17 protein-coding genes, 1 tRNA gene and 1 pseudogene are annotated in these 20,402 nt (G+C 71.8%); 13 read left to right on the top strand and 6 right to left on the bottom strand.

All coding sequences use genetic code 11. From position 1 onward, the window contains the following. Window positions 1-324 precede the first annotated feature (324 nt). Complete coding sequence (locus SGLAU_RS11615; protein ID WP_004001335.1) at window positions 325-498, top strand: hypothetical protein; 174 nt, start codon at window positions 325-327, stop codon at window positions 496-498. On the opposite strand, the gene SGLAU_RS11610 is transcribed toward SGLAU_RS11615, so the two are convergent. Then, complete coding sequence (locus SGLAU_RS11610) at window positions 467-1,663, bottom strand: glycosyltransferase 87 family protein (RefSeq protein ID WP_043500815.1); 1,197 nt, start codon at window positions 1,661-1,663, stop codon at window positions 467-469. The two genes, SGLAU_RS11615 and SGLAU_RS11610, sit on opposite strands and share 32 nt — an antisense overlap. 133 nt (window positions 1,664-1,796) lie before the next feature. Between SGLAU_RS11610 and SGLAU_RS11605 the strand changes: the two genes are divergently transcribed. Then, window positions 1,797-1,869 (top strand) — tRNA-Ala (locus tag SGLAU_RS11605). 125 nt (window positions 1,870-1,994) lie between these two features. Here SGLAU_RS11605 and SGLAU_RS11600 read toward each other — a convergent pair. Together SGLAU_RS11600 and SGLAU_RS11595 are read right to left on the bottom strand one after the other, a co-directional pair. Continuing rightward, window positions 1,995-3,605, bottom strand: coding sequence for an NADH-quinone oxidoreductase subunit NuoF family protein (locus SGLAU_RS11600; protein WP_043500813.1), 1,611 nt, complete (start codon window positions 3,603-3,605; stop codon window positions 1,995-1,997). After that, a complete protein-coding gene (locus tag SGLAU_RS11595; RefSeq protein ID WP_052413715.1) occupies window positions 3,602-4,849 on the bottom strand; it encodes a hypothetical protein in 1,248 nt (415 codons plus the stop codon). The genes SGLAU_RS11600 and SGLAU_RS11595 overlap by 4 nt, the downstream gene beginning before the upstream one ends. Window positions 4,850-5,224: 375 nt before the next feature. Between SGLAU_RS11595 and leuS the strand changes: the two genes are divergently transcribed. From leuS to SGLAU_RS11565, 6 genes are all read left to right on the top strand, one after another. Then, a complete protein-coding gene (gene leuS, locus SGLAU_RS11590; RefSeq protein WP_043500810.1) occupies window positions 5,225-8,095 on the top strand; it encodes a leucine--tRNA ligase in 2,871 nt (956 codons plus the stop codon). Window positions 8,096-8,348: 253 nt separating this feature from the next. Continuing rightward, the gene (locus SGLAU_RS11585) at window positions 8,349-9,116 is read left to right on the top strand and encodes a hypothetical protein (protein ID WP_078957685.1); all 768 of its coding nucleotides are present in this window, start codon (window positions 8,349-8,351) and stop codon (window positions 9,114-9,116) included. Between the two features lie 84 nt (window positions 9,117-9,200). Next, complete coding sequence (locus SGLAU_RS11580) at window positions 9,201-10,046, top strand: DegV family protein (protein ID WP_043500806.1); 846 nt, start codon at window positions 9,201-9,203, stop codon at window positions 10,044-10,046. A 120-nt stretch (window positions 10,047-10,166) separates the two neighbouring features. Beyond that, window positions 10,167-11,204 carry a ComEA family DNA-binding protein gene (locus tag SGLAU_RS11575; protein ID WP_043500803.1) on the top strand — a complete coding sequence of 346 codons (1,038 nt, stop codon included), beginning with the start codon at window positions 10,167-10,169 and terminating at the stop codon, window positions 11,202-11,204. A 164-nt stretch (window positions 11,205-11,368) separates the two neighbouring features. Next, a complete protein-coding gene (locus SGLAU_RS11570; protein ID WP_244315199.1) occupies window positions 11,369-14,221 on the top strand; it encodes a ComEC/Rec2 family competence protein in 2,853 nt (950 codons plus the stop codon). A gap of 4 nt (window positions 14,222-14,225) precedes the next feature. Continuing rightward, window positions 14,226-15,089 (top strand): arylamine N-acetyltransferase family protein, encoded by an 864-nt coding sequence (locus SGLAU_RS11565; RefSeq protein ID WP_043500802.1) that lies wholly within the window; start codon window positions 14,226-14,228, stop codon window positions 15,087-15,089. A 209-nt stretch (window positions 15,090-15,298) separates the two neighbouring features. On the opposite strand, the pseudogene SGLAU_RS36210 reads toward SGLAU_RS11565, so the two are convergent. Continuing rightward, window positions 15,299-15,550, bottom strand: a pseudogene (locus SGLAU_RS36210) (transposase); the annotation flags it as partial. Window positions 15,551-16,085: 535 nt separating this feature from the next. Between SGLAU_RS36210 and SGLAU_RS35220 the strand changes: the two are divergent. After that, window positions 16,086-16,655, top strand: coding sequence for a hypothetical protein (locus SGLAU_RS35220; protein ID WP_159072775.1), 570 nt, complete (start codon window positions 16,086-16,088; stop codon window positions 16,653-16,655). A 622-nt stretch (window positions 16,656-17,277) separates the two neighbouring features. Here SGLAU_RS35220 and SGLAU_RS32885 read toward each other — a convergent pair. Both SGLAU_RS32885 and SGLAU_RS11550 read right to left on the bottom strand, forming a co-directional pair. Next, entirely contained in the window at window positions 17,278-17,946 is a 669-nt protein-coding gene (locus tag SGLAU_RS32885) for a TRADD-N-associated membrane domain-containing protein (RefSeq protein ID WP_052413714.1), read from the bottom strand. 105 nt (window positions 17,947-18,051) lie between these two features. After that, window positions 18,052-18,288, bottom strand: coding sequence for a GntR family transcriptional regulator (locus tag SGLAU_RS11550; protein WP_043500796.1), 237 nt, complete (start codon window positions 18,286-18,288; stop codon window positions 18,052-18,054). Window positions 18,289-18,396: 108 nt separating this feature from the next. On the opposite strand from SGLAU_RS11550, the gene SGLAU_RS34400 reads away from it, so the two are divergent. From SGLAU_RS34400 to SGLAU_RS11535, 4 genes are all read left to right on the top strand, one after another. Beyond that, window positions 18,397-18,588, top strand: coding sequence for a hypothetical protein (locus SGLAU_RS34400; RefSeq protein WP_162484292.1), 192 nt, complete (start codon window positions 18,397-18,399; stop codon window positions 18,586-18,588). A gap of 392 nt (window positions 18,589-18,980) precedes the next feature. Next, a complete protein-coding gene (locus SGLAU_RS11545) occupies window positions 18,981-19,238 on the top strand; it encodes a hypothetical protein (RefSeq protein ID WP_244315198.1) in 258 nt (85 codons plus the stop codon). Window positions 19,239-19,677: 439 nt separating this feature from the next. Then, the gene (locus SGLAU_RS11540) at window positions 19,678-19,938 is read left to right on the top strand and encodes a hypothetical protein (RefSeq protein ID WP_244315197.1); all 261 of its coding nucleotides are present in this window, start codon (window positions 19,678-19,680) and stop codon (window positions 19,936-19,938) included. 212 nt (window positions 19,939-20,150) lie between these two features. Further along, complete coding sequence (locus SGLAU_RS11535; protein ID WP_043500794.1) at window positions 20,151-20,396, top strand: hypothetical protein; 246 nt, start codon at window positions 20,151-20,153, stop codon at window positions 20,394-20,396. Window positions 20,397-20,402 lie beyond the last annotated feature (6 nt).

Here is a 20,402-nt window from a genome sequence, read left to right as displayed (position 1 = left end):
CGCGGGCGTCGCTGACCGTGTCGGTCCGGTCGTGGCAGAATCAAACGGCCGGAAGGGGGCGCGGCCCGACGGGAGGGAGTAGCGATGCCTTCGAGCATCACTGAGGAGGTCGGCCACCTCCTCGGCGGAGCAGCGTTGATACGGACCACGGCCACCCGGCTCAGCTGCCCTTCCTGCGGTTCCGCGCACGTGGCCCAAGTCCTCGGCGACAACGGCGGAATCTCCTACGTGTGCACGGCCTGCGGCCACAGCTGGAGCTGATCGATGGGTGCCCACAGGCGGAAGTGCGACTGGTGCGGCAGCGGTACGCCGATCGTCCGGGACATGGAACCGGTGAACCCCGACTACCAGTACTGGTGCGAGGAATGCGCGCGGGCGCTGATCATAAAAGGCGACCCCATCGAGACGTACCGCGAACTGGAGGGCGAGCCGATCTACGGCCGCCTCCTGGAGGAGCACTGCACCCTCAAGCGGTTCTACTCGTTTGTGACGGCCTGAACGCGGCGCGCGCCAGGCACAGCAGGAAGGCGCAGCCCGCCGCCGCGTAGAGCCCGGAGAGCAGCAACTCGGCGGCGCCCTGGCGCAGTTCGGGCCGCCCGTCGCCGTGCGGCACCCACCACAGCCCGTACGAGCAGAAGACCAGCGAGGCGGCCGCGGCACCCGCGCGGTGGCCGCGGGCGGCGAGCAGCAGCACCAGGGGCACGCACCACACCCAGTGGTGCGACCAGGACACCGGGCTGACCAGCAGCGCCGTCACCGCGCACCCCAGCACCGCCCAGGCGCGCCGCCCGCGCAGCTCCGCGGCGACCGCGGCGGCGAGTCCGGCGGCACCGACGAGCACCGCCGGCACCACCCAGGCGGCCCCCGGCTCCGGAAGGTGCAGCGCGCGGGCCAGCACACCGCGCAGTGCCTGGTTCGCGGTGTCCTCCGCGTGCCCGACCCGGCCGGCCCGGAAGACCATGCGGCTCCAGAACCGCCAGGAGTCGTACGGCAGGACGGCCGCGGCGAGCAGGGTGGCGCCGGCGAACGCGATCGCCGCCCCGCGCGCGTGGCGCAGCCAGGGGGCGCCGCGGCCGCCCGCGCGGTGCGCGAGGACACCGGTGGCCAGCAGGAACACGGCGAACAGGGCGGGCGTCAGCTTCACCGCGGCCGCCAGGCCGATGCCCAGCCCGGCCAGCCGGTCACCGCGGCGGCGGGTGAGGTCCCACAGGACCAGTACGGCCAGCACCAGGTTGACCTGGCCGTACCGCAGCGTCGTCCACACCGGTTCGCACCACACGGCCGCCGCCGTGACCCACCAGACGGTGTCCGCGCGCGTGTGCCCGACGAGCCGCAGCGACAGCCGGACGAACGCGACCAGCAGGGCGAGGTTGCCGGCCGTCGCCAGGGTGCGCAGGCCCGCGCCGTCCAGCAGGGTCAGCGGGGTGAACAGCAGGGCCGCGAAGGGCGGGTAGGTGGTGGGCAGTTGCGCCGTCGTGGTCCGCAGTGCGTACAGATCGCCGCCCGCGCGGACGGTCGCGCCCTCCGCGCGGTACACCATCAGGTCGATCATCGACACCTGCGCGGCCCGCTGCGCGCTCCAGAACGCCGCGAGGGAGAACAGGCAGACGCCGAGGGCGGCCGGCACGCGGCGGCGGGCCCACGGAAACGCGATCACGGTCACGGGGGCCGACCATAGCGCTCATATTCGGGCAGAACGGAAACGATTTGGTGTTCCGCCGGGGGGACCGTGTAATGTTCTCTGTGTCGCCGCGAGGGAAACCCGCAAGGGAAACGAAGCGGACGGCACACCGCAAGGGGCTATAGCTCAGTTGGTAGAGCGCCTGCATGGCATGCAGGAGGTCAGGAGTTCAATTCTCCTTAGCTCCACAGCACATCCCGCCGGGTCACCGACCCGGCGGGATTTTCGTGTGCCGGCGCGCTCGGCGGCCGCCGGCCGCCGGCTGCTCGGCGCCCGCCGTCAGGCGCCCGCCGTCCGGCGCCCGCGCGGCCGTTCAGCGGCCGAGCGCGCGGCGCCCGCGGCCCTGGGACAGCACCGGCAGATTGCGCGTGGCGGGCTGGGAGCGGGTGTCCTCCTCGATCCGCAGGGCGAGCGCCGGGCAGCGGCGCACCGCGCGCAGCGCCTTCGCCTCCGCGTACCGGGGCACGGCCGCCTGGGCGACGGTCGGGAAGCCGTCGGCGCCCAGCTCGAAGACCTCGGGGAGGATGTCGGCGCACAGGCCATGCCCCCGGCACAGCGTCCAGTCGACGTAGATCTTCTGCCGGCTGGGTCCGTTCTCCTCGGCCGCGCCGCCGCCCGGCACGCCCGTCGGGCCCCTGCCCCCCTCGAAGAGCGGCAGCACGCCCTCCACGGGCCGTCCGCAGCCGTTGCCGAGGACATGGGCGGCGAGGTCGTCGGTGAACGCCTTGATCGTCGACTCCAGGAACATCGCGGAGCCGTCCGGGTGCGAGCAGGCGCCGCGCCGCTTGACGTTCCTGGCGACCTGCTTGAGCGCCTCCAGGGCGGCGGGCCCGCCGCCGTTCAGGATGTCCTCCATGCCGCGCGCGGCGGCCGGCAGGCCCAGGTAGCAGGGGCCGCACTGGCCCGCGCTCTCCTCGGCCAGCCACTGCGCCACCCGCAGCGACTCGCCCAGCGGGCAGGTCTCCTGGCCGATCGGCAGGATCGCCCCCGCGCCCAGCGAACCGCCCACCGCGTCCAGCGAGTTGCGCGAGACGATCGCCTCGTTCACCGTCGCCGCGTCGATCCACTTGCCGTGGTAGCCGCCGGTCAGCACGCCCTGCGGGACCGGCGGGGCGCCGGCCAGCTGCAGGACGTAGCGCAGCGGCACGCCGGTGGGCACCTCGATCACCATGGGGCGGGCGACCGCCCCGGAGACGGTGAGCAGCACGGTGCCCGGCTCGTCGTACAGCCCGGTGTTGCCGTACCGCTCCGGGCCGATCCGCGCGGCGATCGCCAGCTGGGCGAACGTCTCGGCGTTCGACAGCAGCGTCGGGGCGCCACCCACACCGCTGACCGACGCGCTGATCTTGCGGCCGGGCGGGATGGCCGGGCCGCCGTCGATCGAGCGGATCAGGGAGGCGGCGGCGCCGGTGACCATGCGCACGGGATTGCGCTGCACGCGCGCGCGGAGCGCCGATCTGCGCCCGTTGCTCAGACCGCGCTCGGCGAGCGCGGCCTCCATCGAGCGCTGGGTGGACTCCCGGGTGACCCCCACCACCAGGGTGCGGGCGCCCAGGGCCTCGGCGCACAGCAGCGCGCCGTCCAGGATCAGGTGCGGGGCACGGTTGATCAGCACCGTGTCCTTGCGGCAGGCGGGTTCGTCCTCGCTCCCGTTGACCACCACCACCGGCCGCACGCCGCGGCGGATCGCCGACTCGGCGACCGACCGCAGCTTCTTGTGGAAGGGGAAGCCCGCGCCGCCGCGGCCCCTGAGATTGATGCGTTCGGCGAGCTGCGCGAGCTGCTCGCCGCCCATCGGTTCGAGCGGCCCGTGCACTTTCAGGTGCATGGGCAGATCGAGTCGTTCGACAAGGTCGAAGCCCGACGTGAGCTGGGGAAGCCCGACCACGCGGACTTCGGGTACGTCGGGCAGGGCCTCGTTCACTTAAAGCCTCCGGAAGGCATGTTCCAAGGTTCGCCCGAACCCGGTGCGTCGAAGTCGTAGGACGCACCGGGCAGTGTTTCCGTGGCGGGACCGCTGTTGTCGTACGTGTCGTTCGGGTTGTACGTGCCGTGGAGGGTGTTCGACTCAACGGTGCCGAACATCTCGGTGCCCGGGTAGCCGCCGGTGCCCGGATCGCCATAGGCGGGGACGGTGTGTCCGGTGTCCTGGAGCGGGTCGTAGGCCGACCGGGGCGCCTCGCCGACCGGCGGCGGCGACGGGATGGGCCAGGACGGGTCCACGCGCGGCAGCGGGGCGGTGTCCGTCCGGAGCGGCGAGGAGGTGTCCGTCAGGGGCAGCGACGCGGTCGGCCGGGTGTCCGGGGCGGAGTGCTGGGCCCGGCGGGGACGGGACACCGCGCGGTAGGCGGCGGCGAAGCCGGCGGCGGGTTCGGCGGGGCGCTCGCGGCCGCCGCGCGGGACGTCGTAGCCGGGCAGCGGGGAGGGCTCGGCACCCGCCCGCGCGCGGGCGGCGTCCAGGTCCTCGCGGTCGGGCCGCTGCGCGTCGCCGAGCAGTGCGACGAGCCGGTCGGCGACCTGCCGCTTGACCGGGCGGGGCGCCGACCGCAGCGCCAGGGCCGCGATGACGGCGACCAGCGACAGGCCGTAGAGGAACACGAAGACCGGCTTGGCCTGGCGGCCCGCGAACAGGCCGTGCAGCAGCGCCGCGCACCAGGCCGGGTAGGCCAGCATGTGCATGGTCCGCCAGCGGGCGGCGACCGGGGCCGGGGAGGCGAAGGCGCCGCGCAGGGCGCCGGTGATGCCCACGAAGACCATGAGCAGCCCGGCCAGGGAGCCCAGCCCGATCAGCCCGGCGCTGCCGGTGACGCCGAGTGCGAACGGGAGCACCGCGGCGATGGGCCCGACGTGGTCGAGGGCGACCTTGGTGGTGACGTGCAGCAGCAGGAACGCGATCGCGGCGACCGCCGTCACCCGGTGCACCGCCTGCCCGACGATCCGCTGGCGCGCGTTGAGCAGGATCCGGTCCTGGGCCACCAGGCCCCAGATCACCGAGCAGGAGAGCGAGACCAGGCTCAGCACGCCCGCGCCGAAGTTGAGGAACTCGCGGAACGTGTCACCTCCGGCCAGTACGAGCACGGGTATGAGGACCAGCACGGCAGCCGTCGCCGCGCCGTAGGCCGACCGGCCGGGCTGGGCGAGCGAGCTGTTTTTACGACGAGAGTTCATGGGGCAACTCCGAGCGGTTCGGGAAAGCGGTCCCGGGCCGCACTCTAGGTCGCGCCATACCCGCGAGTACGTGGTTTGAGTTATTGCGCTGTTATCAAACGACAATCCGGTTGTTGCGATGCCCTTTAGGGGTTGTTACGCGAAGTAATCATGATCATGATTCAGCTTCCGGGCGTCGTCGCGGCCCGGCCGAGCGCTGCGGTACCCTGACGCCATGCGTGCCGTACGCCTTCTGCTTAGCGGGCCGCGCTGATCAGTCCCGGCCACCGGACGAGTCGAGTGGCCGGAATCGGCGCGGCGTCCCCTCCTGTGCGAGGGGATTTTTCGTTTCTCGACAAGCCGCAGGCAGAGACGATCGATGGAGCTTTGAGGATCATGAGCGAGACGAACCCCGCTGCCACCGCCGAGGTGGCCGCGCCGCACCGCTACACGGCTGCCCTGGCCGCCGAGATCGAGGCACGCTGGCAGGACGTCTGGGACGCCGAGGGCACCTACGCGGCGCCGAACCCCGAGGGCGACCTGGCGGGTGATCCGGAGCTGGCCGCCAGGCCCAAGAAGTTCATCATGGACATGTTCCCGTACCCCTCCGGTGCGGGCCTGCACGTCGGCCACCCGCTGGGCTACATCGCCACCGACGTCTACGCGCGGTTCCAGCGCATGACCGGCCACAACGTCCTGCACACCCTGGGCTTCGACGCCTTCGGCCTGCCCGCCGAGCAGTACGCCGTGCAGACCGGCACGCACCCGCGCGTGTCCACCGAGGCCAACATCGAGAACATGCGGGCCCAGCTGCGACGGCTGGGCCTGGGCCACGACAAGCGCCGGTCGTTCGCCACGATCGACCCGGACTACTACAAGTGGACCCAGTGGATCTTCCTGCAGATCTTCAACTCCTGGTACGACGACGAGGCGAGGAAGGCCCGCCCGATCTCCGAGCTGATCGCCCAGTTCGAGTCGGGTGAGCGGGAGGTCCCCGGCGGACGCCCCTGGAGCGAGCTGAGCGCCGTCGAGCGGGCCGACGTCCTGGGCCGGTACCGGCTGGCGTACGCCTCCGACGCGCCGGTCAACTGGTGCCCCGGCCTGGGCACCGTGCTGGCCAACGAGGAGGTCACCGCCGACGGGCGCTCCGAGCGCGGCAACTACCCGGTCTTCAAGGCCAAGCTGCGCCAGTGGAACATGCGCATCACCGCCTACGCCGACCGGCTGCTGGAGGACCTGGACGCGCTGGACTGGCCCGAGGCCATCAAGCTGCAGCAGCGCAACTGGATCGGCCGCTCCGAGGGCGCCCGCGTCGACTTCCCCGTCGGCGACGACCGCATCACCGTCTTCACCACCCGTCAGGACACCCTGTTCGGCGCCACCTACATGGTGCTGGCCCCCGAGCACCCGCTGGTCGACACGATCATCCCCGGCGCCTGGCCGGAGGGCACCCACGACGTGTGGACCGGCGGCCACGCCACCCCCGCCGAGGCCGTCGCCGCCTACCGCGCGCAGGCCGCGTCCAAGTCCGACGTCGAGCGGCAGGCCGACGCCAAGGAGAAGACCGGCGTCTTCACCGGCGCGTACGCGACCAACCCGGTCACCGGCGAGCGGATCCCCGTCTTCATCGCCGACTACGTCCTGATGGGCTACGGCACCGGCGCCATCATGGCCGTCCCGGCGCACGACACCCGTGACTTCGCCTTCGCGCGCGCCTTCGAGCTGCCGATGCGCTGCGTGGTGGAGCCCTCGGACGGCCGCGGCACCGACCCGTCCACCTGGGACGACGCGTTCGCCTCGTACGACGCGAAGATCACCGGTTCCACCGGCGAGGACATCTCCCTGGACGGCCTGGGAGTCGCCGAGGCCAAGGCGCGCATCACCGCGTGGCTGGAGTCCCGCGGCATCGGCGAGGGCACCGTCAACTTCCGGCTGCGCGACTGGCTGTTCAGCCGCCAGCGCTACTGGGGCGAGCCCTTCCCGATCGTCTACGACGAGGACGGCGTCGCCCACGCGCTGCCCGAGTCGATGCTGCCGCTGGAACTGCCGGAGGTCGAGGACTACAGCCCGCGCACCTTCGACCCGGACGACGCGGACACCCAGCCCGAGACGCCGCTGTCGCGCAACGAGGACTGGGTCAACGTCACCCTGGACCTGGGCGACGGCCCCAGGAAGTACCGCCGCGAGACCAACACCATGCCCAACTGGGCCGGTTCCTGCTGGTACGAGCTGCGCTACCTGGACCCGCACAACAGCGAGAAGCTGGTCGACCCGGAGATCGAGCGGTACTGGATGGGCCCGCGCGAGGGCCGGCCGCACGGCGGTGTCGACCTGTACGTCGGCGGCGCCGAGCACGCCGTGCTGCACCTGCTGTACGCCCGCTTCTGGTCCAAGGTGCTGTACGACCTGGGCCACATCTCCTCGGCCGAACCGTTCCACAAGCTGTTCAACCAGGGCATGATCCAGGCCTACGTCTACCGCGACAGCCGGGGCATCGCCGTCCCCGCCGCCGAGGTGGAGGAGCGCGACGGCGCCTACTGGTACCAGGGCGAGAAGGTCACCCGCCTGCTGGGCAAGATGGGCAAGTCCCTGAAGAACGCCGTCACCCCGGACGAGATCTGCGCCGAGTACGGCGCCGACACCCTGCGGCTGTACGAGATGGCCATGGGCCCGCTGGACGTCTCCCGGCCGTGGGACACGCGCGCGGTGGTCGGCCAGTTCCGGCTGCTGCAGCGGCTGTGGCGGAACATCGTAGACGAGACGACCGGTGAGGTCACCGTCACCGACGCCGAGCCCGACGAGGAGACGCTGCGCGCCCTGCACAAGGCGATCGACGGCGTGCGCGGCGACCTGGAGGGCCTGCGGTTCAACACCGCCATCGCCAAGGTCACCGAGCTGAACAACCACCTGACCAAGGCCGCGGGCCCCGTGCCCCGCCCGGTCGCCGAGGCCCTGGTGCTGCTGGTCGCGCCGCTGGCCCCGCACATCGCCGAGGAACTGTGGCGCAAGCTCGGCCACACCGACTCCGTGGTGCACCAGGACTTCCCCGTCGCCGACCCCGCCTACGTGGTGGACGAGACCGTCACCTGTGTCGTCCAGATCAAGGGCAAGGTCAAGGCGCGGCTGGAGGTCGCCCCCACCATCTCCGAGGAGGAGCTGGAGAAGGTCGCGCTGGCCGACGAGAAGGTCGTCGCGGCACTGGACGGGGCCGGGATCCGCAAAGTCATCGTGCGGGCGCCGAAGCTGGTGAACATCGTTCCGGCGTGAGCGGAACGTGAGCCGGCCGCGAGCGGAACGTCAGCGGGATCCGGGCGGGGCATCGGCCGGTCGGGCGCCGGTCGGGCGCCGGTCGTGAGCCGGCCCGCGCCCCGGGTGCCCCCTAGGGGTGGGCTCGGGGTTCGATACGGGCAGGTTCGGGGTTGTCGCGGAACTCCGGGCCTGCCCGATGCGTTTACCGTGGAGGAGCGGCGCGGCACGTGCCGCGCCGGGCGACGGGCCCGATCGGCGGAGGAGGAGCGCAGTGGAAGCAGTGATCGCGGTGGTGGCCCTGCTCATCGTGCTCTTCATCGCCCTGGGCGCCTACGCCACGGTGAAGGTCGTCGGCGCCGCCAAGCGCGGCGTGGACCGCACGATCGACCAGGCCCGCCGCACGGTCGAGGACCACACCCTGCGCGCCAAGTCCTTCGTCCAGCCCGGCCCGGCCGGCGAGATCGCCCAGCTCCGGCTCCGGCTGCGCACCTCCATGCGGGCCACCCAGGACGCGCTGCACGCCGGCGCCGCCGAGGACGAGTCCCTGAAGGAATCGCTCGCCCTCTTCCAGCGGCTCAGCGTCCACGGGCACGAACTGGACGCCGACCTGCGGCGCCTGGAGTCCGAACCGGACCGGGCCTCGCTCGGCGAGCGGCTGCCCGCCCTGCGGGAACGCACCGAGCGCATCACGCGCTCGGCGGACGCCCTGCGCTGGGCCGCCCGCGACCGCGCCCACCGCTTCGCCGACGACGACCTGGACACGCTCAGCGCCCAGATCGACGTCGAGGCCGGGGCGTTGCGGCACTGGACGACGGAGGAACCCGCGGGCTCCTCGTCCTCCTCCGCCACCCCGCCGCCCTGGCCGGAAGCCCCGGCCGCAGGCGCCGACGCGGCCACGCAGCAGCAGACCTGGCCGGACACCTCCCAGGCGCGGACCGTCGGGGAGCGTCCCGCCGGGGAGCGCCCCGCGATCACCCCGCCCGCCCCGCGCACCGCCTACCCGTGGCAGAAGAAGCCCCGCCCCGAGAGCACCACCTGACCCACCGCCTGCCGCGTCCTCGTTCCGCCGCAGGTGAGAGGGCCGGGCTGCGGTCCCGGCGCTACGCCAGGTAACCTCCAGCTCATGTCCCGCCATGTCGCGATCGTCACCGATTCAACGGCCTACCTGCCGCCGCGGACGATGGAGCGGCACGGCATCACAGCGGTGCCCCTGACCGTCGTCCTCGGCGACCGGGCACTCGAAGAGGGCACCGAGATCTCGACCCGCTCGCTGGCCCAGGCACTGCAGAAGCGACGCCCCGTCACCACCTCGCGGCCCAGCCCCGAACTCTTCGCGCAGACCTACCGCAAGATCGCCGAGACGGGCGCCTCCGGGATCGTCTCCCTCCATCTGTCCGCCGAACTGTCCGGCACCTATGACGCGGCGGTGCTCGCGGCGAAGGAGGCGCCGGTGCCGGTGCGGGTGGTGGACACCGGCATGATCGCGATGGCGCTCGGCTTCTGCGCGGTGGCGGCCGCCGAGGCGGCGGAGACGGGCGGTTCCGTGGACGAGGCCGTCACGGCGGCGGAGAAACGGGCCGCCGGCACTGCCGCGTACTTCTACGTCGACACCCTGGAGTACCTGCGCCGTGGCGGCCGGATCGGCACCGCCCAGGCCCTGTTCGGGTCCGCGCTCGCGGTGAAGCCGCTGCTCCAGCTCTACGGCGGCCGGATCGAGCCGCTGGAGAAGGTGCGCACCGCGTCCAGGGCGATCGCCCGGCTGGAGGAGGTCGTCGCCGAACGGGCGGGAGCCGCGCCGGTCGACATCGCGGTGCACCATCTGGCGGCGGCGGACCGCGCCTCGGCCCTGGCGGAGCGGTTGCGGGCACGGGTGCCGGGACTCGGCGAACTGCACGTGAGCGAGGTCGGGGCGGTGATCGGCGCCCACACGGGACCCGGGCTGCTGGGAGTTGTGGTCGCCTCACGCTGAGGCATCCAGGCCCAGTCCGGTTCAGCCGTGTGAGTGACGGAGTTGTCCACAACCACAGGGTTGTCCCCGGGAAACGAGCAAGATCATCGCGAGGACGCCGGGCTGCTCCATCCTCGTCGCATGGCACTTCGAGCACGCACACGCATCACGTCCGCCACCAGCGGCCCCGGCCGGGCTCCCGCCTCGGACGGGCGCGCCCTTCCCCGCCGTACGCCACCGCGCGGCAGGCCGGTGCGGCAGCGGGACCCGTCGGCCGACGAACTGCGGCGCCGCGCACGGTTGTTGTTCGGCGAGTCGGGAGCCGGTCCGCCCACGCCGGACGGGGCACGCGCCGCGGCGTTCCAGGTCGAGCCGGAGGCTGAGCGGGAGCACGAGGAGGAGCGGGACCTGGAGCAGGGCCGGGACCCGGCGCGCCGGCGGTCGCCGGAGTCCGGTGAGGCGGGGGCCTGGCGGGACCGGGCGCGGCTCGCCGTGCGGGAGCGGATGCCGGTGTGGCTGCAGGCCCGGGTCGGGCTGGAACGACGGAGCGTGCTGGCGCTGACGGTCCTGCTCGTGGTGGCCGCCGGATTCGCCGTGCAGCACTTCTGGAGCGGGCGGACCGAGACCGTACGGGCACCGGAGGTGGTCGAGGCGGCCCCGCACGCCGGGGCGGTCGCGCCGCAGGCGGAGACCGCGGGTGCCCCGGCCGGGACCGGCACCTCCGCGCCGGCGAGCACCCCGGGCCCCGAGATCGTGGTGGACGTCAGCGGGAAGGTACGGGAACCCGGCATCCACCGGCTGCCCGCGGGAGCGCGGGTGGTGGACGCGCTGGAGGCGGCGGGCGGAGTGCGGCCCGGCACGGACCTCGACGGGCTCAACCGGGCGCGGTTCCTCGTGGACGGGGAGCAGGTGGTCGTCGGCGGGCCCGCTCCCGCCCAGGGTCCCGCTCCGGGAGCTGCCGGAGGTGTCCCGGGCGGGGCACCGGCGGGACCCGTCTCCCTCAGCACGGCCACGGTGGAGCAGCTCGACACCCTGCCCGGCGTCGGCCCGGTGCTCGCCCAGCACATCGTCGACCACCGCACCCGCCACGGCGGCTTCCGCTCGGTGGACGAACTGCGCGAGGTCGACGGCATCGGCGAACGGCGCTTCGCCGACCTGCGGGATCTCGTACGGCCATGAAGGGCGGGGAGGAGGTCTCGGCGGGCGGTCGGCGCGGGGCGGCGCCGCTCGGCCCCGGCCGGGGCGAGCGGGCCTCTCCGGAGCCTGGCCGGTCCGAGGAGACGTCCCCGGGGCCCGGTCCCGGTCCCTCCGGGGCGGCGGCGGGGCGCCCCGGACGGTCGGCGGTGCACGCGGCGTCCGGGCGGCGACTGGGCGACCCGCATCCACGGCAGGAGGGACCCGCGGATCTGCGCCTGGTCGTACCGGCGCTCGCCGCCTGGCTGACGGCGGCGCTGCTGCTGGGGGCCCCGCCGGGGTGGGCCGCCGGAGTGGCCGCGGGAGGCTCGGCCGGGGCGGTCGCCCTGCTGTGGGCGGCGCGTCGGACGGGCCGCCCGGACCGTGGGCGAGCGGAGGACGGTGCCGGGCCCGGAGCGCCGGGCGCACGGCCTCGGGTGCGGGTCGCCTGGCTTCGGGTGCCCGTGGCCGCCGTGCTGGTCTGTGTCGCCGCGGCTGCCGCCTCCGCCGGGCTGCACGGGGCGGACCTGCGCCGGGGACCGGTGCCGGAACTGGCACGGGAGTACGCCACGGTGACCGCGGAGGTGGAGGTCACCGGGGACCCTCGGCCGTTTCGGCCGCGGGTCGCCGGCGATCACGCCGCCCGGGTGTCCGTGCTGCTGCGGGCAGAGGTCCGCGCCGTACTGGAGCGGCCGGCACACGGCACGGCGCCGCCCCCAGCGGCTGCTCCGGACCGGACGTCACCGGGCCGCACGGCACCGGCCCCCGGGGCCGGGACGGCGCCGAACCGGGCGTCACAGGACCTCAGGGCACCGGCCCCCGGGGCCGGGACGGCCCCGGACCGCTCGTCGCAGGACTCCACGGCACCCGGCTCCGTGGCCGGCACGGCACCCGACCGCTCGTCGCAGGACTCCACGGCACCGGACCCCGCGGCCGGGACGGCACCCGACCGTCCGGTGCGGGATCACACCGCGCCGGGCCGCACGGCGCAGGCCGTGACCGTGCGGACGGTGACCCGGACGCCGGTGCTGGTGATCGTCGACGCGGGCGGCGGGAGCACGCGGGCGGACGGGGCCGGGCGGCCGTCCTGGCTCGGACTGCTGCCCTCGACACGGCTGCGGTTGACGGGCCGGCTGGCGCCGGCCGTCGTGGGCGGGGACCGGATCGCGGCCGTTCTGCGGGTGCGGGCCCGGGCGGGGCCGGAAGTGGTGCGGCGGCCCACCGGCGCGCAGCGGTTCGCCGGGCGGCTGCGGGCCGGACTGCGGGAGGCGACCGACGGTCTGCCCGCCGACGCCCGGGCCCTGCTGCCGGGCCTGGTGGTGGGGGACACCTCGCGCATCGGGCCCGATCTGGACGCGGCCTTCAAGGAGACCGACCTCGCCCATACGCTCGCCGTGTCCGGCAGCAACCTCACCATCGTCCTCGCTCTGCTCCTGGGCCCGCCCGGACTGGCCCAGCGGGCCGAGCGGCGCGGGCTCGCCCCGCGGCTCGGCGTCTCCCTGCGGGGGACCGCGCTGCTCGGCGGAGTGCTCACCCTGGGGTTCGTCGTGGTGTGCCGGCCGGACCCGAGCGTGCTGCGGGCCGCCGCCTGCGGCGCGGTCACGCTGCTCGCCCTGGCCACCGGGCGCCGCAGGTCCCTGATCCCGGCGCTGGCGACGGCGGTGCTGCTGCTGGTGCTGTACGACCCGTGGCTGTCACGGAGTTACGGCTTCCTGCTCTCCGTGCTGGCCACCGGGGCGCTGCTGACGCTCGCGCCGAGGTGGAGCGCGGCGCTGCGCCGGCGCGGGATGCCGTCCCGGCCGGCGGAGGCACTGGCGGCCGCGGCGGCGGCGCAGGCCGTGTGCGCGCCGGTCGTGGTGGTGCTGTCGGCGCGGGTGAGTCTGGTGGCGGTGCCGTGCAATCTGCTCGCGGAGTGCGCGCTGGCCCCGGCGACGGTGCTGGGGTTCGCCGCGCTCGCGGCGGCGCCGGTGGCGATGCCCGTGGCGGAGGCGCTGGCGTGGTGCGCGGGCTGGCCCGCGGGGTGGATCGCGGGCATCGCGCGGACCGGGGCTGCGCTGCCCGGTGCGGGTGTGGACTGGCCGGGCGGCTGGGCGGGGGCGGGGCTGCTGCTGGTTGTCACGGGGGCCGTCCTGGTGGCCGGGCGGCGGCTGCTGCGGCATCCCTGGCTGTGTGTGGCCGGCGGGCTGCTGCTGGTGCTCGCGGTGGTGCAGCCGCCCCCGCTGACCCGGGTGATCACCGGGTGGCCGCCCCCGGGCTGGCGGCTCGCGCTGTGCGACGTGGGGCAGGGCGACGCGACGGTGCTGGCGGCGGGCGAGGGCACCGGCGTGGTGGTGGACGCCGGGCCGGACCCGGTGCTCGTGGACCGCTGCCTGCGCGGGCTGGGCATCACCCGGATCCCGCTCGTCGTGCTCACCCACTTCCACGCCGACCATGTCGCCGGACTGCCCGGAGTGCTGCGGGGCCGCACGGTGGGGGCCGTCCAGACGACGGGGTACCAGGAACCCGCGGAGCAGGCGGAGTTCGTCCGGCGGGAGGCGGCCGCGCGGAGGGTGCCGGTGACGCGGGCGGCCGCCGGGGAGCGGCGGCGCAGCGGGGGCCTGTCCTGGGAGGTGCTGTGGCCGCCGGCCTCGGGGCCGGTGCCGGAAGGGCCGAACGACGCCAGTGTCGCCCTGCTCGTACGGTCGGCGGGGCTGCGGATGCTGCTGCTCGGCGACCTCGAACCCCCGGCGCAGCGGGCGCTGCTGCGGACGCCGGCGGCGGCGCTGATCGACCGGGTGGACGTCCTCAAGGTCGCCCACCACGGCTCCGCCTACCAGGATCCGGAGCTGCTGCGCCGGGCGGCGCCACGCCTGGCGCTGATCTCCGCGGGCGAGGACAACCCGTACGGACACCCGGCGCCCAGCACGCTGGCGGCGCTGCGGGCCCAGGGCGCGGCGGTGCTCCGCACGGACCGCGGCGGGGCGATCGCGGTGATCGGCGTGGATCGTCACGGTCGTCGGGAGACAAGGGTGGCGCGAGACTGAGGAGATGGAATCGAGTGACATTGACGCGTACCTCGGCCGCCTGGGGGCCGCCCGCCCCGCCCGGCCCTCCCTCGACGCCCTGCGCGAACTGCACCTGCGCCATCTGCGGACGGTCCCCTTCGAGAACCTGTCGATCCATCTCGGCGAGCCGGTCGTGCTCGACGAGAAGCGGCTGCTGGACAAGGTGGTGGGCGCGCGGCGGGGCGGGTTCTGCTACGAACTGAACGGCGCGTTCGCCGCGTTGCTGGACGCGCTCGGATTCGGGGTGACGCTGCTGGCGGCGCGGGTGCACGGCCCGCGGGGGCTCGGCATCCCGTACGACCACATGGCGCTGCGGGTGCGGACGGCGGACGCGGGGGACTGGCTGGCCGACGTCGGGTTCGGGGCGCACAGCCACTATCCGCTGTCGTGGCGGGACCGGGCGGAACAGGACGATCCGGGCGGCTCGTTCCGGATCGTCGAGGCGGGGCCGGACGCGGCGGGGGTCCGGGGCGGCGGTGCGGCGGACACGGCCGACCTGGACCTGCTGAAGGACGGCGAGCCGGAGTACCGGCTGGAGACCCGGCCGCGCGCGCTGGCCGACTTCGTGACCGGCGCGTGGTGGCACACCACCTCGCCCGAGTCGCACTTCGTGCGCTCGCTGGTGTGCTCCCGGGTCACCGAGGACGGCGGACGGATCACGCTGAGCGGGCGCCGGCTGAAGGTGACGGCGGCGGACGGGGCGCGGGAGGAGCACGAGTACGGGGAGGAGGAGGACGAGGCGGTGCTGGCGGTGTACCGGGAGCGGTTCGGGATCGCGCTGGACCGCGTGCCCGTGGTGGGTGAGGCGGACGGGAGGGACCGACCCCGTCCGCAACCCTCGCACTGACCCCGCGCGGCCGAGGGCCGAGCCTCCGCATCGAGCCGGACGTGCAGGTCGGGCCCGGGCACACCTGTTTCTCCGGACACCGCTCCTTCCTGGAAACCCCCGCCGGTCATCATGCGGGGATCGACGCGCCCTTCGACGCGCAGCGGCGGCACCAGGGGTGGCGTCCACACCGGCTGACCCGTGTCAGGCAGGGCGGCCATGATCTGGTCCCAGACTCCACAGTTGCGCCAGGTCTTGTAACGCGAATGGATGCCCTTCCCCAGACCGAACCGCTCAGGCAGCTCCTCCCAGCGGCACCCGGTGCGCGCCTTGTAGAACATCGCATCGAGCATCAGGCGACCGGGGCGCAGCTTGTGATTCGGCGGCTCCCACGCCTTCAGAATCGGCTCGACCAGCGCCCACGCCTCGTCGGTCAGCTCGTCCGGCACCAGCCGACCGTTCGCCTGAAACCACTCGCGCATCGAGCACGCGAGACCGAGACGCGGCTTCGGGAGCGTGAAGGCATGGCAGTTCCCCGTCAGGGACTGTTCGCACTTCGGTGAGTGGCAGGCGTGGCCCCGATTCGGTCCACCCTCGCGGGCCGTCATGCTGCGGCCCGCTCCTAGGCTTCTCCCCGCTCCCCGGCTGCAATCACCCGCCTACAGAAGGCGGGGGGCCGGACAGCTATGAGCCCGTTCTGACACCCAGTAGGCCACGCGATTTCGGCCCGGCACAAGTCCTGTCGGACTTGCGGTTGGAGCAAGTCCCTTGACCTGCTTGACGGGTCTCCGCGGCTGTCACGAGACGTGATCACCAAGCACGAGAGGTTATGGCCGGCTAATCCGGAGGCCGCTGACCCGACGGTCGGAACGCCGGACGGCTAGCACGCGGCACCGGGCATGTATCGTCCCGGCCTCCCGTGGGGTCTCCGGCGGCCTCTCGTACCCGCCCGGGGCGTCCGGCCGTAGATCCCCGGACGAGGCCCCGGGAGGGCCGTCCTCGGCCTACGCTGCCGCCATGGCATTGCAACCATGGGAAGCCACCCTTATTGCCGCGTCCGTAACGTCTGTTGTCTCAACAGCCGCAGTCGTGGCAACACACCTACTGACCCGCAGCCGCGATCGCACGCACCGTGTCTGGGATCGGCGCATGGATGCCTACGCCGAAGTCATCGCAAGGCAGCGACTCATAGAAGCCTCTTGGTCAAGGGTGATGGCAACCAAGAAGCCAGTAGACGCGCTTTTGGATAACTTCGATGAATCTCGATACTGGTTGAACGTGGCTCAGCTGGAAATGTTCGGCTCACCAGCAATCCAGCTGATCAACAACATGGTCGCGCAGTCATCCCTGGAGTGGTTCGGCCTCTACCAAGAATGGAAGCTTCTGGTCGAGACGGCCGAGACCGACCCGAGCGCCGCAGAAGAGGCGGACGCCAGATGGCCGAAGTTGAAGTCGGCACACGAAACAGCCGAATTGGCAGGGAAGCGTCTGGTCGAAGCGATGGTGGCCGAGGCCGACTTTCAATCCGCTGTTCGAATGCCACGGCGATCGGAGCGCGCGCTGAAGCGTCACCTGAGCAGGCGATAGCTGACCCTATGTCAGTTCGCCAACTGCTGCTACACTTAAGAGTGTTGGGCCGCTTGCCAAGCTACAGCCACGATGCACGGTTCGAATCCGGCAGCGGCGCCAATTGCGGTAATTTTTCTACTCTGGGACCTGTTCGAATTGGCTCAGCGGATTAGGGAAAACCGTAAGGCACGTCGAGTAAGTGAAAACAATAAGAAGAATGGCGGTGGTCGGATGCGTATCTTTCTGACAGCAATGGCTACCGCAAGTGTCGCCAACGCAGTGGTACACGTGGCTGAAGCTGGGTAAACGGCACAACGTTGAGAGGGCGCACCGTCCAGGTGCGCCCTCTCGCTTTGCGTGAAGAGCCAGACCAGCCGGAACAGGCGAGGCACCCCTTGGCCGAACAGCACACCGTGCGGATTGACGGTGGTATCGATCCAGAATGGTCCGGGGTTGGCCGCCAAGAAGGTCTCAAGTTCGTTGACCAAATGGTCGTCGAACTGCCGTCGTTCGGCGGCTCGAAGTCGCCCAGCCTGACCACCCGCTGCCAACCGTCGCCGACCCACGCCTCAATGTGTAAGAGCTGCATGGCGACAAGGTCTCACGGCGTGGGTGCCCCCGGCGGCGGCTCCGCCAGTTGTCAGCCAGTCGGATCTCCCGGCTCGATCTGCTTGGCCTGCTGGTCGGGAAGCAGCCGGTCGACCATCGTCTCGGGCTTGGCCTCCATGCCCAGCGCCTTCATCGCAGCGGCCGAGTTGAGTCGGTCCCTCTCCTGCGGATCACCGACACGATCAATGAAGGTCATCGCCACTTCGATGTTGCGATCGCTGTCGATCTTCTTCTCGTTTTCTTCCGCCGCCTTGGCCAGGTTCGCCATGGTGCGCTTCGAGTGGAGCGCCAGCGCGCCACCGACACCGCCTGTCATCAACCCACCCGTCAAGCTCGTCACAAGCCGTAGGTAATCACGGTCGGGTTTCCCTGCGTGCACCAACGCCAGCGCTGCCCCCGTCAAGACGATCGCCGCACCGCCAGCCATGAACCCCACACTCAGGCGGAAGGTCCACTCAGACTGCTTCAGCGTGTGGTTCAGGACGGCGAACTGAAAGTCCTGCCGCTTCTCGGCAAGACCCTTGGGCTGATCGACGAAGACATTCTGGATCTGAACGACCCGTTCGGCCTGCTGCTCACCTCGGGGTTGGCTGATGGTCCGCCACACACGCGAGGCAATGGCTTCCGCTGCCTGCCGAGCCAACTGCGCACCGATGGCGCCTGCGATTTCGTAAGCGACCCCGCTTACCTTCCCCGTCATCGCACCCGCCCCGTTCGCGTGAAGTGACCCTGTATCACACGACTCAGGTTAGCGTCAGGAGCCGATAGCACCGGCCGATCTTCGGACCGGTCGACGTTGGCCGGCCTACTCCGAGTCGGCGACGAACGTGCCGAGACCCAGCTCGGTGCGCACTTGGCCGGTGTCGCGCAGGTGCGCCAGGGCCTTCTGAGCGGTGCTGGCCGCGATCTCGAACTCTGCGCTCAGCTCAACAATGCCCGGCACGCGGCTGCCCGGCGGATAGGTCCCGTCGGCGATCCGCTTGCTGATGACCTCGGCCACCTGGCGCCAGACCGGACGAGAACGGTCAAGATCGACACTCACTCCTCGACCGTACGATCACGCGGTAACCCTCGCTACCGCAGTCTTATGCGATATCGCGATCTCGCGGATATCGCGATACCTGCTGGTCAGGACAACGAGGGGGCCACCATGGCTGGGTTAAGCATTCGGGTGTACAAGTACGACGCCGCCACCAAGGAGATGCGCGAGGTCAGCGCGCAGGAGTGGTCCATCGACACCATGCCGAATCTGCCGCTGATCGACACCCGGTGGCCGCTCTGCGAGTGCTACCGCTGCCGGGACAACGACTTCCCCAACCCGAGCCGGCCAGCGCCCCGGTGACCCGACGCAGAGTCAGCCCCGTCCCAACTCGACTGAGACGGGGCTTTCTTGTGCCCTAAAAGAAGATCACACCGGAATGCGCTACCATCGCCGACTGAGGGCTACGACGATCCTCCGCACCTGGGCGTCCCGACAGCGGTCGGGAAACCAGGACGCATCAGCTGTCATTGACGGGGATGTTTCCGCCAAGGCTCCCCACGACGCGAGTCGGTGAGGGCTGGTGAGGTTCAACCAAGCGCCTAAATAGCACGTCCAGCAGTACCCGTGGGCCGAGAGCACGGTCCACAAACGAGATCATTTGCGCAGAGCGTCAGCGCAGGTGTCTCGACCCGAAGAGAGGAACACCCACTCGGGTCGAGGTGCCTGCGGCACCGGCTTGAGTGCGTGTTCCCATGAACACGAAAGGGAAGTCGGTGGACGGCACCGCCATCATCATTCTCGCCATCACTGGCGTGGCCTCCGTGCTGCTCTTTGCGATCAAGGGCATCCTTGACCAGCTCCCTGACGTCTTCGACTCCGCCAGCCGAGCGCGTGACGCCTGGGAACGCTTCAAGAAGAAGCACGACGAGGCGGTCAAGCCCGACGACACCGAGGGGCAGCCACCCGTGGCGGTCCCGGTGGACGACAAGGAACCTCCAGCAGCCGCCTAGGCCGCCCCACCTAGCCGAGAATCGGTGACATTTCAGCAGCTCAAAGCCCAAATGTCTTTTTGCGGGGCATAGTTCGACGGCAGTGCGCTATCCTCGTGGTCGTGCCCTGAGGAGCTGCGAACTCACTTTGGGCACCAAGCAAGATCACTCTTGCCGTTCTTGGCGGCGTCCGCACCTCTGAGTGCGCGACTAGTCAGTGGGCGGGCTGCTGAGTGGGTTGGTCCCTTCATTCGGAGGTAAGGCCCACTCATCCGATGTCGGCCAGCCGTAGCGGCGTGTGATCTGGGCTTGCCAACTGATGCCTAGTTTTGATCACCGAAGTGTATCCACGGTAGGGCCAGGCCCTGCCGACTGAGATCCCGGCGATACGTCGGCGCGGGGCTTCTCAGTTCGTGTCACAGCAGTTGTTGTTGTGGCCGAGCTGAGGAATGCCCTGCGCATGAGCCCCCAGCTCGGCCACTTGATCCGAGAGGACCGAGACGTGAACGGGGCGACACTCGCCATCCTTGCCATTGCTGGCCTGGCCTCCATCTCCCTCTTTGCCTTGAAGGGGGTGCTGGACCAGCTCCCGGACGTGATCGACTCGGCTGGGAAAGTGCGCGATGCCTTGGAGCGCTTCAAGCAGAAGCAGGACGAGGCCGCCAAGCCCGAGGAGCAGGAACCCCCGGCGGAGAGCGATGAGCCCCCCATGGCCGCGTAGGCCCGTCGTGGGGTCTCCGTCGCTCTCCCTGGACGCAGAGACCGCCCCGGGGCCCGTGTGCCCAGGGCGGTCTTCTGGGCGGCGGGAGGGCCGTCCGTGGGCTCAGGCGGCGATGGCCAGCCGGAACCGGATCGGAGCCTGAGCGGCACCCCCGGAAAGAGGTGTGGGGCGGCCGGTGACGTGGCGGCGCAGCCGTGGCGGAGAATGGTGCCGTGAGCGATGTGAGACATGTGCTGGTGCTGCCCGACCGGGATGCCGCGGAGGAGGCGGCCGAGGCGCTGGGGGAGCGGTTCGGGGTCGACGAGGAGCCGCGCCTGGTGCGGGACGCGCTGGCGGGCGAGGACGACGCCGAGGACGCGCAGTGGCTGGTGGTGCTGCGGGACGAGGCCGCGGTGCTCGACCCGCGGGAGCTGGACGAGTTCGCCGGGGAGTGGGACGGCTGGCGCGAGGAGCCGTAGGGGGCG

The organism is Streptomyces glaucescens (genome assembly GCF_000761215.1).
Lineage (GTDB): Bacteria > Actinomycetota > Actinomycetes > Streptomycetales > Streptomycetaceae > Streptomyces > Streptomyces glaucescens_B.
The sequence above is the reverse complement of the archived record's forward strand: the minus strand, read 5'-3'. Positions and strand labels throughout refer to the sequence as shown.

Bases quoted from the DNA above. Each gene is read 5' to 3' on its own strand.
- leuS (WP_043500810.1), top strand. From the start codon at position 5,225: ATGAGCGAGACGAACCCCGCTGCCACCGCCGAGGTGGCCGCGCCGCAC.
- SGLAU_RS11540 (WP_244315197.1), top strand. From the start codon at position 19,678: ATGAGCCCCCAGCTCGGCCACTTGATCCGAGAGGACCGAGACGTGAAC.
- SGLAU_RS11575 (WP_043500803.1), top strand. From the start codon at position 10,167: ATGGCACTTCGAGCACGCACACGCATCACGTCCGCCACCAGCGGCCCC.
- SGLAU_RS34400 (WP_162484292.1), top strand. From the start codon at position 18,397: ATGGCTGGGTTAAGCATTCGGGTGTACAAGTACGACGCCGCCACCAAG.
- SGLAU_RS11615 (WP_004001335.1), top strand. From the start codon at position 325: ATGGAACCGGTGAACCCCGACTACCAGTACTGGTGCGAGGAATGCGCG.
- SGLAU_RS11565 (WP_043500802.1), top strand. From the start codon at position 14,226: ATGGAATCGAGTGACATTGACGCGTACCTCGGCCGCCTGGGGGCCGCC.
- SGLAU_RS11595 (WP_052413715.1), bottom strand. From the start codon at position 4,849: ATGAACTCTCGTCGTAAAAACAGCTCGCTCGCCCAGCCCGGCCGGTCG.
- SGLAU_RS35220 (WP_159072775.1), top strand. From the start codon at position 16,086: ATGGCATTGCAACCATGGGAAGCCACCCTTATTGCCGCGTCCGTAACG.
- SGLAU_RS11545 (WP_244315198.1), top strand. From the start codon at position 18,981: ATGAACACGAAAGGGAAGTCGGTGGACGGCACCGCCATCATCATTCTC.
- SGLAU_RS11580 (WP_043500806.1), top strand. From the start codon at position 9,201: ATGTCCCGCCATGTCGCGATCGTCACCGATTCAACGGCCTACCTGCCG.
- SGLAU_RS32885 (WP_052413714.1), bottom strand. From the start codon at position 17,946: ATGACGGGGAAGGTAAGCGGGGTCGCTTACGAAATCGCAGGCGCCATC.